The organism is Paenibacillus wynnii, from assembly GCF_000757885.1.
Lineage (GTDB): Bacteria > Bacillota > Bacilli > Paenibacillales > Paenibacillaceae > Paenibacillus_AQ > Paenibacillus_AQ wynnii.
On sequence record NZ_JQCR01000003.1, the window covers coordinates 76,119 to 89,650 of the forward strand.

Consider the following 13,532-nt stretch of genomic DNA (forward strand, 5'->3'; position numbering starts at 1 on the left):
CAGGGGTGGTGTTTCTTTAGATACCTTTGCGTAACGGGCAAGGTTTTGTTATGGGCTTATCACCTGATGGGCACTGCGTATACAATATGAAGCCGTTCATTCATTCGTTGATGCTTCGTAAGATATCCCTTGGTTTCAAATAACTTAATTAATCCGGTCTCACTGATATCACTAGAGGGGTTATCATCGATCATCATATAATCGGTAATACAGATCCTGCCGTGGGGCTTCAGAACCCTGCGCATTTCCTCAATAGCAAGGGCTTGCTGACTCTCCGTGAGATGATGAAAAGCAAAGCTGGAAACAACAAAATCAAATTTCCGATCCATATAGGGAATCGCCAGAAAGTTCCCGAGCTTCGTCTCCAATGTAGGGAGCTTCTGGCGACATTGCTTCAACATTTCTTTGGATTGATCAACACCCGCCATTACAGCGCCGTGGGCGATCAGCTTTTTGGCTAAATTTCCGGTTCCGATCCCGATATCAAGCCCCTTCTCCCCGGTAATCGGTGCCAGCCACTGGACAGTTAATGCAAGAGCAGCCCCGTAATCTTTATACTCCGAAGTTTCGTTCAGGACAATTTCATCATGAATTCTGGCCCTTGCATCAAAATCCCATTTATCCTCCCAACTGCTGCGGTGCTCCCGTAATCTTCGTGAACCTTCGGCGAGTGCATAGATATCATCAAGCGGTAGGGCCTGCTGTTTTTTTATCATATCGATCATGTAGTCGGTGGTATCAATAATATGCTTGATTTCCACCCATTTCGTGAACAGGACGGAGCGCTGAAGCTCCAGATAGTATTGCAGTTCTTCATTATCCTGACCCTCGATGTTTTGCAGTGCTTTGCGGATATCATCCACGGGCATACCTGCTTCACGGAGAGCGATGATGGTCTGCAGCCTCCAAATTTCTTTTTCGCTAAAGTACCGGTATGAATTCTCTCCCTTGGTAGGGGAAATCAAGCCCTTTTCTTCATAAAAACGTATCGCTCTTGCCGAAATTTTGAGCCTATCTGCTACTTCTTTGATCTTCATGCCATCATCCTATCCATTAAATTAATGTAAAAGCAACCCCTTGACCTTCTCCTAACGGGAAGGTTTACCCTAGTGTATATCATATACCTAGGAGGCCCTACAATGAAAATTCTGATTAAAAACGTGTGGATTCTGACCATGAAAGAGCAAGACCAAATACCTTTTGTTGGAGATATTCTGATTGACGGAGATCAAATTAAGGAAATTGCTGAGGGAATTATTAGTCCGGCGGATGAGATTATTGAGGGAAAGGGAATGGCTGCGATGCCGGGGTTAATCAATGCCCATCAACATACGCCCATGAGCTTGCTGCGCGGTTTCTCGGACGATTTGAAACTCATGAACTGGCTGGAGACAAAAATGCTGCCTGCAGAGGAAAGGATGACTCCTGAGGATATTTATTGGGGTGCTAAGCTGTCGATGGCTGAGATGATCCGGTCGGGTACAACCGCTTTTGCCGACATGTATATTCATATGAATGAGATCGCTAACGCTGTACAAGAGACAGGACTTAGAGCCTCTCTGACGAGGGGACTTGTCTTCATGGAAGCAGACGGGGGGCGGCGGATATCCGAGGCTCTGGATCTGATTGATCGGTGGAGCGGAGGTGCGGAAAGCAGGATTACAACCATGTTGGGACCCCACTCTCCTTACCTGTGTCCTCCAGAGCCCTTAAGAGAGGTCATCGAGCTTGCCGAAAAGAGAGCCATCTCCGTTCATATGCACCTGGCGGAGACTGTAGAAGAGGTTGTGCAAATTAGGAATAACTATAATATGACGCCAACAGAATATTTGGTTCACAACGGAATGTTCGAAAGGAATCATGTACTGCTCGCGCACGCTGTACACTTGAATCGTCGGGATGTGATGTTGCTGCAAGGTATGCGCGGAGGAGTCTCCCATAATCCCGTAAGCAATCTGAAGTTAGGTTGTGGTATTGCACCGGTGACCGAGATGCTGGAGCTGGGAATTACCGTAGGGCTAGGAACAGATGGTGCAGGGAGTGCTGCGACTGTTGATATGTACGAAGAGATCAAAGCCGCTGCTTGGTTGCAAAAGGTAGATTACGGCGACCCTGCTCGGCTTCCTGCTCACCAGGCCCTCCGCATGGCAACTGTGGAGAGCGCAAAGCTGCTGAATATCAGCCATGAAACAGGAACTTTAGAGGTCGGGAAAAAGGCGGATGTTATCCTGATAGACTTGAACAAACCCCATCTGCAGCCCATTCATAACTTAATATCTCTGTTGGCTTTTAGTGCAAATGGAGGCGATGTAGATACAACCATCGTGAATGGTAAAATTCTCATGAGGAACCGCCAGCTTTTAACTATAGATGAGGAAGAACTGTTCCGTGAGGTCACCGAGCGCTCCAAACGGATCGTCCACGGTATTTAGTTCCCGGCTGAAAGCTCATCCAGGGACATTTCAAAGCTCGGTGCCATATGGGTTAGAAAATAATCCACCTCCGGAAGCAGCAATCCCTGCAGCTTGGCCTCCGTCTGAGCTTTGGCGATGGCAAATTCGCGGTTACCTGCAGCCACCTCCCAGACACATTTCAAATAGGCATCCAGACTATCCGCTGCCTTCACATAGGTGTGCAGCAGGATATCTGTCGGTTCTGCATGGCTATTATCCGTGCCCATTAGGGGGGTGTAGATGGATTGCAGTTCAGCAGGAATCATAGCGGTCAGCCGTTCTGCGGCAATGGCTTCCATCTCCCGGAAGTTGGACAGCAGACGTTGATTGTTGTGCTTGACCGGCGTAGGAATATCCCCGGTGAATACTTCAGCCGCATCATGAAATAGGGCCATAGCAGAAGCTCTGTCTGCATTCAGCTCACGCCCGAAGTGAACATTTCCAATACTACAGAGCATGTGAGCTAGTAAGGCAACGTGAAAAGAGTGCTGGGCTACATTATCGGGTGCCGTACTGCGCATCAGGCTCCAGCGTTGAATATATTGAAGCCGGTATAGATATGCAGAAAAGTGGTAATTCATTTTTAAAGTAACCCCTTTCAGGAATGGCTCAGTATGCTATTATAATAACTATATGCAGGGCATGGATACAACCTGGGACGAAGAGGAGCTGAATGGAAGATGCAGCATTTTGAAGACAGTATTTATAATCTGATCGTGGAGACCTCTACTAATTTACCTGGCGATGTACGCCGAGCAGTGGCTAAAGGGCGCGCACTGGAAGATATAGCAACCCGTTCTGGACTGGCTCTAACTACGATTGCACAGAATATCGGTATGGCAGAGCTTCAGGTATCGCCGATATGTCAGGATACCGGTATGCTGACATTTATCATTCATACTCCTGTTGGAGTCAATCAGATTGAGATGAAAAAAGATATCTATAATGCGATAACTCGTGCGACTAAAGACGGCAAGCTGCGTCCCAATTCTGTGGATTCGCTAACGGGTGAGAACAGCGGCAATAATCTGGGTGAAGGTACGCCGGTGATTCACTTTGAACAGTGGGAAGAACAGGGGATAGACGTTCGGCTTATTCTTAAAGGCGGCGGCTGTGAAAATAAAAATATTCAGTACAGTCTTCCGGCAGAGCTGGAAGGCTTGGGAAAAGCGGGCCGCGATTTGGACGGCATACGTAAATGTATCCTTCATTCTGTATATCAGGCACAGGGTCAAGGTTGTAGTGCAGGCTTTATTGGTGTCGGGATCGGCGGAGATCGCACGACCGGCTATGAGTTAGCCAAGAAGCAGTTGTTCCGCAAAGTGGACGATGTGAATCCAATTGAAGATTTGAACAAACTGGAAGATTACGTAATGGAGAATGCCAACAAGCTGGGAATCGGCACGATGGGCTTCGGAGGTGAAGTTACGCTGCTGGGCTGCAAGGTTGGTGTTATGAACCGTCTTCCGGCAAGTTTTTTCGTCTCGGTTGCTTATAATTGCTGGGCCTTCCGCCGTCAGGGGGTATTGATCGATCCTTCTACAGGTACTATACAGGATTGGCTGTATGAGAGCGGAACGGGTATTTCTGTTGAAGGTTCTAAGGTACCGGAAGTAGGTGATTCCCCTGAATCAAAGAGCGAATCACGTGAGGTTAGGCTCACCACGCCGATCAGCGAGGAGGACATTCGTTCACTGCGGGTTGGGGATGTTGTTATTTTGTCCGGTGAGATGCATACGGGACGAGATGCCTTGCATAAATATTTAATGGACCATGATTCCCCGGTTGATCTGAATGGTGCGGTAATCTACCATTGCGGTCCTGTTATGCTGAAGGACGAAGAGGGCTGGCATGTGAAGGCAGCTGGACCTACAACAAGTATTCGGGAAGAGCCTTATCAAGGAGATATACTCAAGAAATTCGGCATTCGAGCCGTGATCGGCAAAGGTGGAATGGGACCTAAGACACTTCAAGCTCTCCAGGAGCACGGAGGAGTATATCTCAACGCCATAGGCGGTGCAGCGCAATATTATGCCGAATGTATTAAAAAGGTGAATGCGGTTGATTTCATGGAATTTGGCATACCTGAGGCCATGTGGCATCTGGAGGTTGACGGGTTCGCCGCTATTGTTACCATGGATGCTCATGGGAACAGCCTGCATGCCGACGTAGAAAAAGACTCTGCTGCTAAGTTGACCCAGTTCAAGGAGCCTGTTTTTAAATAAGCTGGTAAGTCATGCCCTAGGAGGGAACAGTAGTGGCACCACATCATATTCGGAACGGCTATCATAGTGTCACACCGTATTTTATTGTCAGCCATGCAGACCGGCTCATTGACTTTGTAGTGAGCTGCTTTGATGCCAGAATCATAGATATTGCCCGAAAAGAGGACGGTGTGGTCAAACATGCCGAGATACGGATCGGGGATTCAATTATTGAAATATCTGAAGCCAATGAAAAATATCCGCCAGTACAATTCGCTATACATCTATATATCAATAACGTGGATGAGGTTTATGAAAAGTGTCTTAACGCTGGAGCGGAGAGTATGGAGGAACCGCAGGATCATGCCTACGGGGAACGGGGCGCAGGGATAAAGGATAGCCACGGGAATCAGTGGTTTATTGCCACCCGTACAAGTAATTAAATAACTTCAGTGTGAACATAGAGGGAGGTCCGTTAGGGCTTCTCTTTTTTTGCACTGGTATTTTGGACAGGATGGAGTTAGGATAGTGACAAGAAAATAGGATAGTGATAAGAAAATTGTGCAACTATCGAAAACAGAAAGAGGCAGAAGTCAAATGAGACCGTTTCGTGTTCGTCTTACCTTCATATTGATGTCTTTGATAGGCATTTCTATGATCGGCGCCGGGTTTACAATGGCCCATTTATTCAAGGATTCCCATATATCTGCATTGGAAGAGAACATGTCCCGGGAAATAAATATCCTCGAGGGCACGTTTAAGTTTCAGGATATGAATGCTCCTGATGCCTATTCCTACTATACTAACCAATCCAGAAAAATAGCAAAGCTGACGGATTCACGCGTGACATTTATTACTAAAGACGGCCGTGTAATAGGGGATTCTGAAAAGGACCCGCTGCTTATGGATAATCACTCCAATCGGGAGGAGGAAATTATTGCAGCCAAAGAAGGAATCGGTAGAGCCATTCGATATAGTGACACTTTGGAACGTGAAATGCTGTATGTAGCCGGGAAAGTTACCTCCGAACAGACCTATGATGGGTATATTAGGCTCTCCATGGGGCTGGATGACGTGGATGAAGGTATCAACCGGGCATGGATGATTATGGCTGGTGGTTTAATACTGCTATTCATTGCGGCTACCCTTGTGAGCTACAAAGTGGCGTCCAGTATGACTTCTCCATTGGAGCAGATTACCCGGGTAGCCCGCCGGATTACAGATCTTGACTATGATGCGCGTGTGACAATGAAGCGTAAGGATGAAATCGGGCAACTGGCGACGGCTATTAATGCGATGGCAGACAGTTTGCAGACCCAGTTAAAGACGATTCGGGATAATGAGGATCTTTTGCAGAGTGTGCTTGATAATATGACCGGCGGGATTCTAATGGTTAACGAAACGGGGCAGGTGGCTCTGTTGAACCGCGCGGCAGAAAGAATGCTGGATGTGGACAACAACGAGATGTCCGGCCGTTCCTTCCTTGAGCTTAAGCGTCACTACGAGCTTACCCGGCTGGTTGAGGACGGAATTTCCCGCAAGGAGCCTATCCATGAGGAGAGAAGTATCTATAATCCAGGTGAACGCATAATAAGACTCGATGGTGTGCCGATGACACAGGATGGTTCTTATCGCGGGATGTTGTTTCTACTGCAGGAGGTAACGGATATTCGCCGTCTTGAAAAAATGCGCAGTGAGTTCGTCGCTAACGTCTCCCATGAATTGAAGACCCCGGTAGCTGCTGTTAAAGGATTTGCCGAAACACTGCTGGGCGGAGGAGTTACCGATGAGAAAACGGCACGCTCCTTTTTGCAGATTATTTACGATGAGAATGAACGTTTGAACCGTCTGATTGGCGATATCCTGGAATTATCAAAGATTGAATCCAAACGTGCACATTTGGTTTGTTCACCGATTCATCTATCCACTTTCTTTGACTCCGTATTGGAGACGATGAGCAAGGTGGCTGAGAAAAAGAAGATCAGTCTCAGTGCAGAGGTTCCTGAGGAACTGTTTATTGAGGGTGATGAGGACAAGCTGCGGCAGATCTTTATGAACTTATTATCGAATGCGATCAATTATACGCATGATGGGGGAAATGTTAGAGTCATAGCTGTTAACAAACAAAAGGAAGATGGATCAGAAAGCGTCGTTTTTACAGTCCGGGACACTGGAATGGGGATTCCGCGCAAGGATCTGCCGCGAATTTTTGAACGCTTTTATCGGGTGGATAAGGCACGATCCAGAAGCTCCGGAGGGACAGGGCTCGGTCTATCCATTGTGAAACACTTGGTAGAACTCCATCGGGGGGTTATTTCGGTAGAAAGCAATCTAGGTATTGGAACCTCCTTCCTATTGGAATTGCCGCTGCTGCAGGAAGATGAAGAGTATTGAAACTAAATCTTTTGAATTTTACACCGCGTTAACAATCCGATGATATGATTGGCTTATTGTTATTTTTAAATGATGATACTATTAAAACATTAGATGACGGGGGAACCTATGGCACAACGATTGCTTGTCATTGAAGACGAACCGACGCTGGCCCGACTGCTGTCTTATAATTTAACGCAGGAAGGTTATGAGGTCACGGTAGAAGATCATGGTACGGCAGGATATGACCGCGCTACCAGAGAACCCTTTGATTTAATTGTGCTGGATCTGATGCTTCCAGGCATGAATGGTATTGATATTCTTGATAAACTGCGTGGACAAGGTATTCGAACGCCAGTAATTGTGCTTACCGCCAAAAACGCGGAGGAGGATGTAGTCCGAGGGCTGAAGTCCGGCGCTGATGATTACATAACCAAACCTTTTGGTGTTTCAGAGCTGCTCGCCCGTGTGAGTGCTGTGCTTCGGCGTATCTCGGGTCTGGCTGAAGAGGCCCCTGCAGATCAGGCAGTGTCAGCATCCACGATTATTTTAGGGCAGTTGGAAATTTACCCTGAGCGTTATGAGGTTTCTTTGGGAGGACAAAGCATTAACCTTCGCCCTAAGGAATTTGAAGTTTTACTCTATTTGGCCCGTAAGCCAGGTGTCGTATTAACACGTGACGATCTCATGAATGCTGTATGGGGTTTTGATTATATCGGAGGTCAGCGAACCGTGGATGTGCATGTCAGCTCACTCCGCAAGAAGCTGGAGCTTGATCCCGAATACGTTCACATTGATTCGATACGCGGTGTGGGTTATAAGTTGGTTGTTAACAAGAAAAGAGCTCCGGTCATTTAATCTGACTGGAGTTTTTGTCTATACTCTAATTACGAGGATTGGTGCGTTAAAGGCCCCTCGGCAGCTGGATTGATGTACGTTGTGCAGGAATTGGTGGGTAAATGGTGCCAATGTAGCTGAATTGTTGTACGTTTTACAGGAATTGGCGCTTAAATGGTGCCACAGTAGCTGAATTGATGTACGTTGTGCAGGAATTGATGGGTAAATGGTGCCACGGTAGCTGAATTGTTGTACGTTTTACAGGAATTGGCGCTTAAATGGTGCCACAGTAGCTGAATTGTTGTACGTTGTGCAGGAATTGATGTATTTGTGGTCACGGTGAGAATGTTCTTCTTTTGGAGTGTGTGAATGATTTTACAATGCGTTTACATTTCTCGCCAACTGTATTTACACTAAAAGCTTATCATTGGGAACGAAGATGATGAGAAGGAGACGCGAATCATAAATGAAACCCATCATTGACATAGAGAAACTTGATCTCTACTATGAGTCGTTCCACGCATTGAAGGGTGTTGATCTGCAAATTCCGGAGAAGGCGGTTACCGCTTTTATCGGACCTTCCGGATGTGGGAAATCCACCTTGCTGCGCACACTAAATCGGATGAATGATATGATTCCGGGAACGCGTATCGAAGGAACAGTCAACATTAGCGGTAAAAATATTTACGGGGATGAGGTTGAGGTAGAAAGCCTGCGTAAGCAAGTGGGCATGGTATTTCAACAGCCCAATCCTTTTCCAAAATCCATCTATGACAATGTAGCCTATGGTCCACGCCTGCACGGGGTTCGTTCCAAAAGCGAGCTTGACGAACTGGTCGAGCAAAGCTTACGGCAATCCGCGCTGTGGGAGGAAGTTAAGGACTTCTTGAAAAAGTCTGCACTTAGCTTATCCGGTGGACAGCAGCAGCGCCTTTGTATCGCCAGAGCACTCGCTGTTCAGCCTGACATTTTGCTTATGGATGAGGCTACCTCTGCGCTTGACCCGGTATCCACACTTAAAATTGAAGAATTGGTTCAAGAATTGAAAAGTAAATATACTATTGTTATGGTCACGCATAACATGCACCAGGCTGCACGAGTATCGGGCCGTACGGTATTTTTCCTAAATGGTGTAATTGTGGAAGCGGCAGATACAGAAGTGTTGTTCTCCAACCCCAAGGATTCACGTACCGAGGATTATATTTCAGGACGTTTCGGGTAAAGTGAGAACCAACCAAATGATTTGAGGAGGATCGCTCTATTTATGATTCGCAGAAAAGAATTCGATAAAGATCTCGAAGAGCTGCGCTCTCTTTTGCAGCAGATGGGTGAACATGTAACAGATGCCTTGGAAGGCGCTGTGCTGTCCCTGCAAAGTCTTGATACTACACGTGCACAGGAAATTGTAAAAGCAGACATCCATCTAAATGCGATGGAAGAGAGAATTATGGAAATTGGTTCGCGATTAATCGTAACTCAGCAGCCGGTTGCGAAGGATTTGCGCCGGATTCTAGTAGCTTTCAAAATATCGAGCGATCTGGAACGTATGGGGGATCTGGCACTTGATGTAGCAAAAGTAACGATGCGCATCCAAGGTCAGGAATTGATTAAACCGCTTGTTGATATTCCGCGGATGGCTGAAATCGTTAAAGGGATGACTACAGAAGCTATTCAATCCTATTTGGATGAGAATACCGATCTGGCTTACAAAATGGCGCAGGATGATGATCAGGTGGACCATTTGTACAGTGCGATGATCAATGAACTGTATACTTACATGGTGGCGAAGCCGGAATCCGTATCTCAGGCGATGCTGCTTACACTCGTTGGTCGATATATTGAGCGTATTGCCGATCATGCGACCAACATTGGAGAGAGTGTAGTTTACCTCGTAACAGGGAAACGTCCGGATTTGAATCAGTAACAGGGATATAATAGAAGAAAGATACCAAACGCCGACGCGATGCCGGCGTTTTTTTGTGTACTGGGCTGCATACACCTGATATAAGGGGAAGGCTAAACCGTCAGGTTCTATTTTAACGGGAGCATATGTTAAGATGTAAGGAGTAAGCAAGATAAAGGCGAGGTGCTAACATGGACAAGTTGATACTCATAGATGGCAATAATATTATTTACAGGGCTTTCTTCGCGATGCCGCCGTTAACCAATACTGCAGGGAAACCGACCAATGCGGTATATGGATTTACTACGATGCTGCTTCGTTTGATTGAGGAGCAGAAGCCTACGCATATGATCGTTGCTTTTGATGCGGGCAAGGTAACTTTCCGTCATGAAGGCTACCAGGAATATAAAGGGGGAAGGGAAAAAACTCCGCCGGAATTGTCGGAGCAATTCCCGATGCTGAAGGAGCTGCTGCGTGATCTGGGTGTGCCTCAGTTTGAGATCGGCAGCTATGAAGCGGACGATATTATCGGTACGATTTCTCGGGAAGCGGATGAGCAAGGTCGCCAAGTCTTGATCGTCTCAGGGGACAAGGATATGCTGCAGCTGGCCTCCGAGCATACAACCATTGCTTTAATCCGCAAAGGTGTAACTGAAGTGGAGATCTACGGTCCTGAGCAAATTCGCGAGAAGTATAACCTGACACCTGAACAAATTATTGATCTCAAGGGCCTTATGGGGGATGCGAGTGATAATATACCGGGTGTTCCCGGTGTTGGGGAAAAGACGGCATTGAAGCTGCTTCACCAATTCGGATCTGTTGAGGGTGTTCTTGCCGGAACTAGCGAACTTAAGGGGAAGATGAAAGAGAAGCTGGAAGCCCATGCGGAAGACGCCGTAATGAGCAAGAAGCTGGCAACGATTCACCGTGAAGTTCCACTGGAGCACACTTGGGAGGACATGGTCTTTACAGGATTGAACAAGGATACAGCTGGCCCTGCGCTGGCAAAGCTTGAATTCAAATCTCTGTTGGAACGCCTTTCCTTAAGTGCTAATGGACCGGCTGGGACAGGTGCAGAAGGCGACTCTACGCCAGAAGCGGAACTGGACATTACAATAATAGATGAAGCAAACCTGGACGAGCTCCTAACGAAGCTGCCGGGGATCTCTGCGCTGCATGTAGAGACGAACGGAGACAATCCGCACCGGTCTGAAGTCATTGGACTGGCCTTGTCTTCTGAGGAGAGGCATTACTTTGTGCCGATTTCATTGCTGAAAAGTCCGGCTGCAGATCAACTGCGGGCTTGGCTCAGTGACGAGACTACACCGAAGAGCGGTTATGATCTGCATCGTGCCGACCTGGCTCTTCATTGGCAGGGAATTCCTTTTGCCGGAGCGGCCCATGATGTTCAGCTAGCTGCTTATCTGCTGGATCCTACGGAGGCTAATCAGAATCTGAATGACCTTACGGCAAAATACGGGTTACCCCATCTATCGGCTGATGAGGATGTCTTTGGCAAGGGGGCCAAGTACAAGATACCTGAATTAGAGGTGCTTGGGACTCACGTAGCCCGCAAGAGTGCGACCGTACTCGGAATTGTTCAAAAACAGCAGCAGGAACTCATAGATACCGCTATGAAGGGCCTGTTCGAGGATTTAGAAATGCCGTTATCGCGTATACTTGCAGATATGGAGAAGCAAGGAATCGCTGCCCATAAAGAAGATCTGATGGAGCTCGGCAAAGAGTTCGAATGGCAAATCTCCAAGCTAGTCACTGAAATTTATGAGATTTGCGGAACCGAGTTTAATTTGAACTCTCCGAAGCAGCTTGGAGAAATTTTGTTTGTGAAGCTGGGCTTGCCTGTTGTTAAGAAAACAAAAACAGGTTATTCCACAGATGCTGAGGTGCTTGAAAAACTAGCGCCTTACCATGATGTCGTACGCCTGATATTGCAATACCGTACGATTGCCAAGCTTCAATCCACGTATGTGGAAGGATTGCTTAAAGAAATTTCTCCGGTGACCGGAAAAGTGCATACTTTCTATCGGCAGACCATTGCAGCTACGGGACGGCTTAGCAGTCAATTCCCCAACCTGCAGAATATTCCGATTCGGCTGGAGGAAGGTCGCAAAATCCGTAAGGTATTTGTTCCTTCCGAACCCGGCTGGTCGATTCTGGCCGCCGATTATTCACAAATTGAACTGCGTGTGCTGGCTCATATTTCGGATGATGAACGTCTGAAAGAAGCCTTTCTGCAGGATATGGATATTCACACAAAGACAGCTATGGATGTTTTTGGTGTGACAGCAGATCAAGTAGACAGTAACATGCGCCGTTCTGCCAAGGCGGTTAACTTCGGAATTGTCTATGGAATTAGTGATTATGGATTGTCGCAGAATTTGAATATTACACGGAAGGAAGCTTCCCATTTTATAGAACAGTATTTTGAAGTGTTCCAGGGTGTGCGCCGGTATATGGATGATATTGTTGTTGAGGCGAAGAAGAAGGGCTATGTAACTACATTGCTGGAACGCCGCCGTTATCTCCCTGAGATTAACGCTAGTAACTTCAATCTGCGCTCCTTTGCTGAACGCACAGCGATGAACACGCCGATCCAAGGTACGGCCGCGGATATTATCAAGCTGGCCATGGTGCATATGGATAAAGCACTTTTCGATCGACAGCTTAAGTCGCGGATGCTGCTGCAGGTTCACGATGAATTGGTCTTCGAAGTCCCTGCGGATGAACTGGAACTTATGAAGACTCTATTGCCGGAGGTTATGGAGGGTGCCCTAAAACTTTCAGTTCCCCTTAAGGCAGAGGTAAGTTATGGCAGCAACTGGTATGAAGCGAAATAGACTCCCGCGTATTATCTATATCCGTTATAATGGAATAGAGGTGATGACATCATGCCGGAATTACCGGAAGTAGAGACTGTAAGAAGAACCTTAAATGCACTCATTAAAGGCAAGCAGATCGAACATGTAACCGTCAGGTTGGCGCGGATTATTCAGCGACCGGATGATATTCAGGCCTTTGCCCACCTATTGGCAGGTCATAGCATTATAGATGTACAGCGGAGAGGTAAGTTCTTACGCATTGTGTTGGACGGGCTGGTGCTTGTATCCCATCTACGGATGGAGGGGCGCTACGGCTTATATAGCAGTAATGATCCTTTGGATAAGCATACGCATGTGATCTTTCATTTTACGGACGGCAGTGAACTGCGTTACAATGATGTGCGCCAGTTTGGTACGATGCACTTGTTCCAGCAGGATGAAGATCTTTTGCTTGCGCCACTGAACAAGCTCGGTCAAGAACCGTTGGAACCCTCTTTTACATTGGAAAGATTCAAGGAGATTGTTGCGGATAAAAGTACAAAAATAAAATCGCTGCTGCTCAATCAGGAATATGTGGTTGGCATTGGTAATATCTATGTAGATGAGTCGCTACACCGGGCAGGTATCCATCCGGAGGATAGTGCCAAATCTCTAAACGACAAGCAATTGGATAAGCTGTATCAAGCGATTGTTGCTACTTTAACAGAAGCCGTTAATGCCGGAGGTTCCTCCATCAAGTCGTATGTGAACGGTCAAGGAGAGAGCGGAACGTATCAGCAGCAGCTGATAATCTATGGGCGCAAGAACGAGCCCTGTTCCTCTTGTGGTACCATGATCGAGAAGACCGTAGTGGGAGGGCGCGGCACGCATTATTGCCCGAACTGTCAGCGTCCTAGTGTAACTTAGATTTAATTCCATACAA

Annotated in this window: 11 protein-coding genes; 9 read left to right on the forward strand and 2 right to left on the reverse strand. The window is 47.0% G+C overall.

The window, feature by feature from the left end; genetic code table 11:
* Positions 1 to 59: 59 nt before the first annotated feature.
* Positions 60 to 1,037 (reverse strand): MerR family transcriptional regulator, encoded by a 978-nt coding sequence (locus PWYN_RS15695; RefSeq protein ID WP_036653986.1) that lies wholly within the window; start codon positions 1,035 to 1,037, stop codon positions 60 to 62.
* Between the two features lie 102 nt (positions 1,038 to 1,139).
* Between PWYN_RS15695 and PWYN_RS15700 the strand changes: the two genes are divergently transcribed.
* Positions 1,140 to 2,432 carry an amidohydrolase gene (locus tag PWYN_RS15700; RefSeq protein WP_036653990.1) on the forward strand — a complete coding sequence of 431 codons (1,293 nt, stop codon included), beginning with the start codon at positions 1,140 to 1,142 and terminating at the stop codon, positions 2,430 to 2,432.
* On the opposite strand, the gene yfbR is transcribed toward PWYN_RS15700, so the two are convergent.
* A complete protein-coding gene (gene yfbR, locus PWYN_RS15705) occupies positions 2,429 to 3,034 on the reverse strand; it encodes a 5'-deoxynucleotidase (protein WP_036653991.1) in 606 nt (201 codons plus the stop codon). The two genes, PWYN_RS15700 and yfbR, sit on opposite strands and share 4 nt — an antisense overlap.
* 99 nt (positions 3,035 to 3,133) lie before the next feature.
* On the opposite strand from yfbR, the gene PWYN_RS15710 reads away from it, so the two are divergent.
* The 8 genes from PWYN_RS15710 to mutM all read left to right on the forward strand — a co-directional run bounded on the left by PWYN_RS15710 (position 3,134) and on the right by mutM (position 13,516).
* The gene (locus PWYN_RS15710) at positions 3,134 to 4,678 is read left to right on the forward strand and encodes a fumarate hydratase (RefSeq protein WP_036653994.1); all 1,545 of its coding nucleotides are present in this window, start codon (positions 3,134 to 3,136) and stop codon (positions 4,676 to 4,678) included.
* A 32-nt stretch (positions 4,679 to 4,710) separates the two neighbouring features.
* The gene (locus PWYN_RS15715) at positions 4,711 to 5,100 is read left to right on the forward strand and encodes a VOC family protein (protein WP_036653996.1); all 390 of its coding nucleotides are present in this window, start codon (positions 4,711 to 4,713) and stop codon (positions 5,098 to 5,100) included.
* Positions 5,101 to 5,254: 154 nt separating this feature from the next.
* Positions 5,255 to 7,051, forward strand: a complete 1,797-nt coding sequence (pnpS, locus tag PWYN_RS15720) for a two-component system histidine kinase PnpS (RefSeq protein ID WP_036653998.1) — start codon at positions 5,255 to 5,257, stop codon at positions 7,049 to 7,051.
* A gap of 108 nt (positions 7,052 to 7,159) precedes the next feature.
* Entirely contained in the window at positions 7,160 to 7,888 is a 729-nt protein-coding gene (locus PWYN_RS15725; protein WP_036654000.1) for a response regulator transcription factor, read from the forward strand.
* Between the two features lie 445 nt (positions 7,889 to 8,333).
* Positions 8,334 to 9,089, forward strand: coding sequence for a phosphate ABC transporter ATP-binding protein PstB (gene pstB / locus PWYN_RS15730; RefSeq protein ID WP_036654001.1), 756 nt, complete (start codon positions 8,334 to 8,336; stop codon positions 9,087 to 9,089).
* 42 nt (positions 9,090 to 9,131) lie between these two features.
* The gene (gene phoU, locus PWYN_RS15735) at positions 9,132 to 9,791 is read left to right on the forward strand and encodes a phosphate signaling complex protein PhoU (RefSeq protein ID WP_036654002.1); all 660 of its coding nucleotides are present in this window, start codon (positions 9,132 to 9,134) and stop codon (positions 9,789 to 9,791) included.
* Positions 9,792 to 9,961: 170 nt separating this feature from the next.
* A complete protein-coding gene (polA, locus tag PWYN_RS15740) occupies positions 9,962 to 12,628 on the forward strand; it encodes a DNA polymerase I (protein WP_036654004.1) in 2,667 nt (888 codons plus the stop codon).
* 51 nt (positions 12,629 to 12,679) lie between these two features.
* Positions 12,680 to 13,516, forward strand: coding sequence for a DNA-formamidopyrimidine glycosylase (gene mutM, locus PWYN_RS15745; RefSeq protein ID WP_036654006.1), 837 nt, complete (start codon positions 12,680 to 12,682; stop codon positions 13,514 to 13,516).
* The last annotated feature ends 16 nt before the right edge of the window (positions 13,517 to 13,532 follow it).

What these genes read in the sequence shown, in the direction of transcription:
- PWYN_RS15695 (WP_036653986.1), bottom strand. Translation starts at nt 1,037, where the DNA reads ATGAAGATCAAAGAAGTAGCAGATAGGCTCAAAATTTCGGCAAGAGCG.
- PWYN_RS15700 (WP_036653990.1), top strand. Translation starts at nt 1,140, where the DNA reads ATGAAAATTCTGATTAAAAACGTGTGGATTCTGACCATGAAAGAGCAA.
- yfbR (WP_036653991.1), bottom strand. Translation starts at nt 3,034, where the DNA reads ATGAATTACCACTTTTCTGCATATCTATACCGGCTTCAATATATTCAA.
- PWYN_RS15710 (WP_036653994.1), top strand. Translation starts at nt 3,134, where the DNA reads ATGCAGCATTTTGAAGACAGTATTTATAATCTGATCGTGGAGACCTCT.
- pnpS (WP_036653998.1), top strand. Translation starts at nt 5,255, where the DNA reads ATGAGACCGTTTCGTGTTCGTCTTACCTTCATATTGATGTCTTTGATA.
- PWYN_RS15725 (WP_036654000.1), top strand. Translation starts at nt 7,160, where the DNA reads ATGGCACAACGATTGCTTGTCATTGAAGACGAACCGACGCTGGCCCGA.
- pstB (WP_036654001.1), top strand. Translation starts at nt 8,334, where the DNA reads ATGAAACCCATCATTGACATAGAGAAACTTGATCTCTACTATGAGTCG.
- phoU (WP_036654002.1), top strand. Translation starts at nt 9,132, where the DNA reads ATGATTCGCAGAAAAGAATTCGATAAAGATCTCGAAGAGCTGCGCTCT.
- polA (WP_036654004.1), top strand. Translation starts at nt 9,962, where the DNA reads ATGGACAAGTTGATACTCATAGATGGCAATAATATTATTTACAGGGCT.
- mutM (WP_036654006.1), top strand. Translation starts at nt 12,680, where the DNA reads ATGCCGGAATTACCGGAAGTAGAGACTGTAAGAAGAACCTTAAATGCA.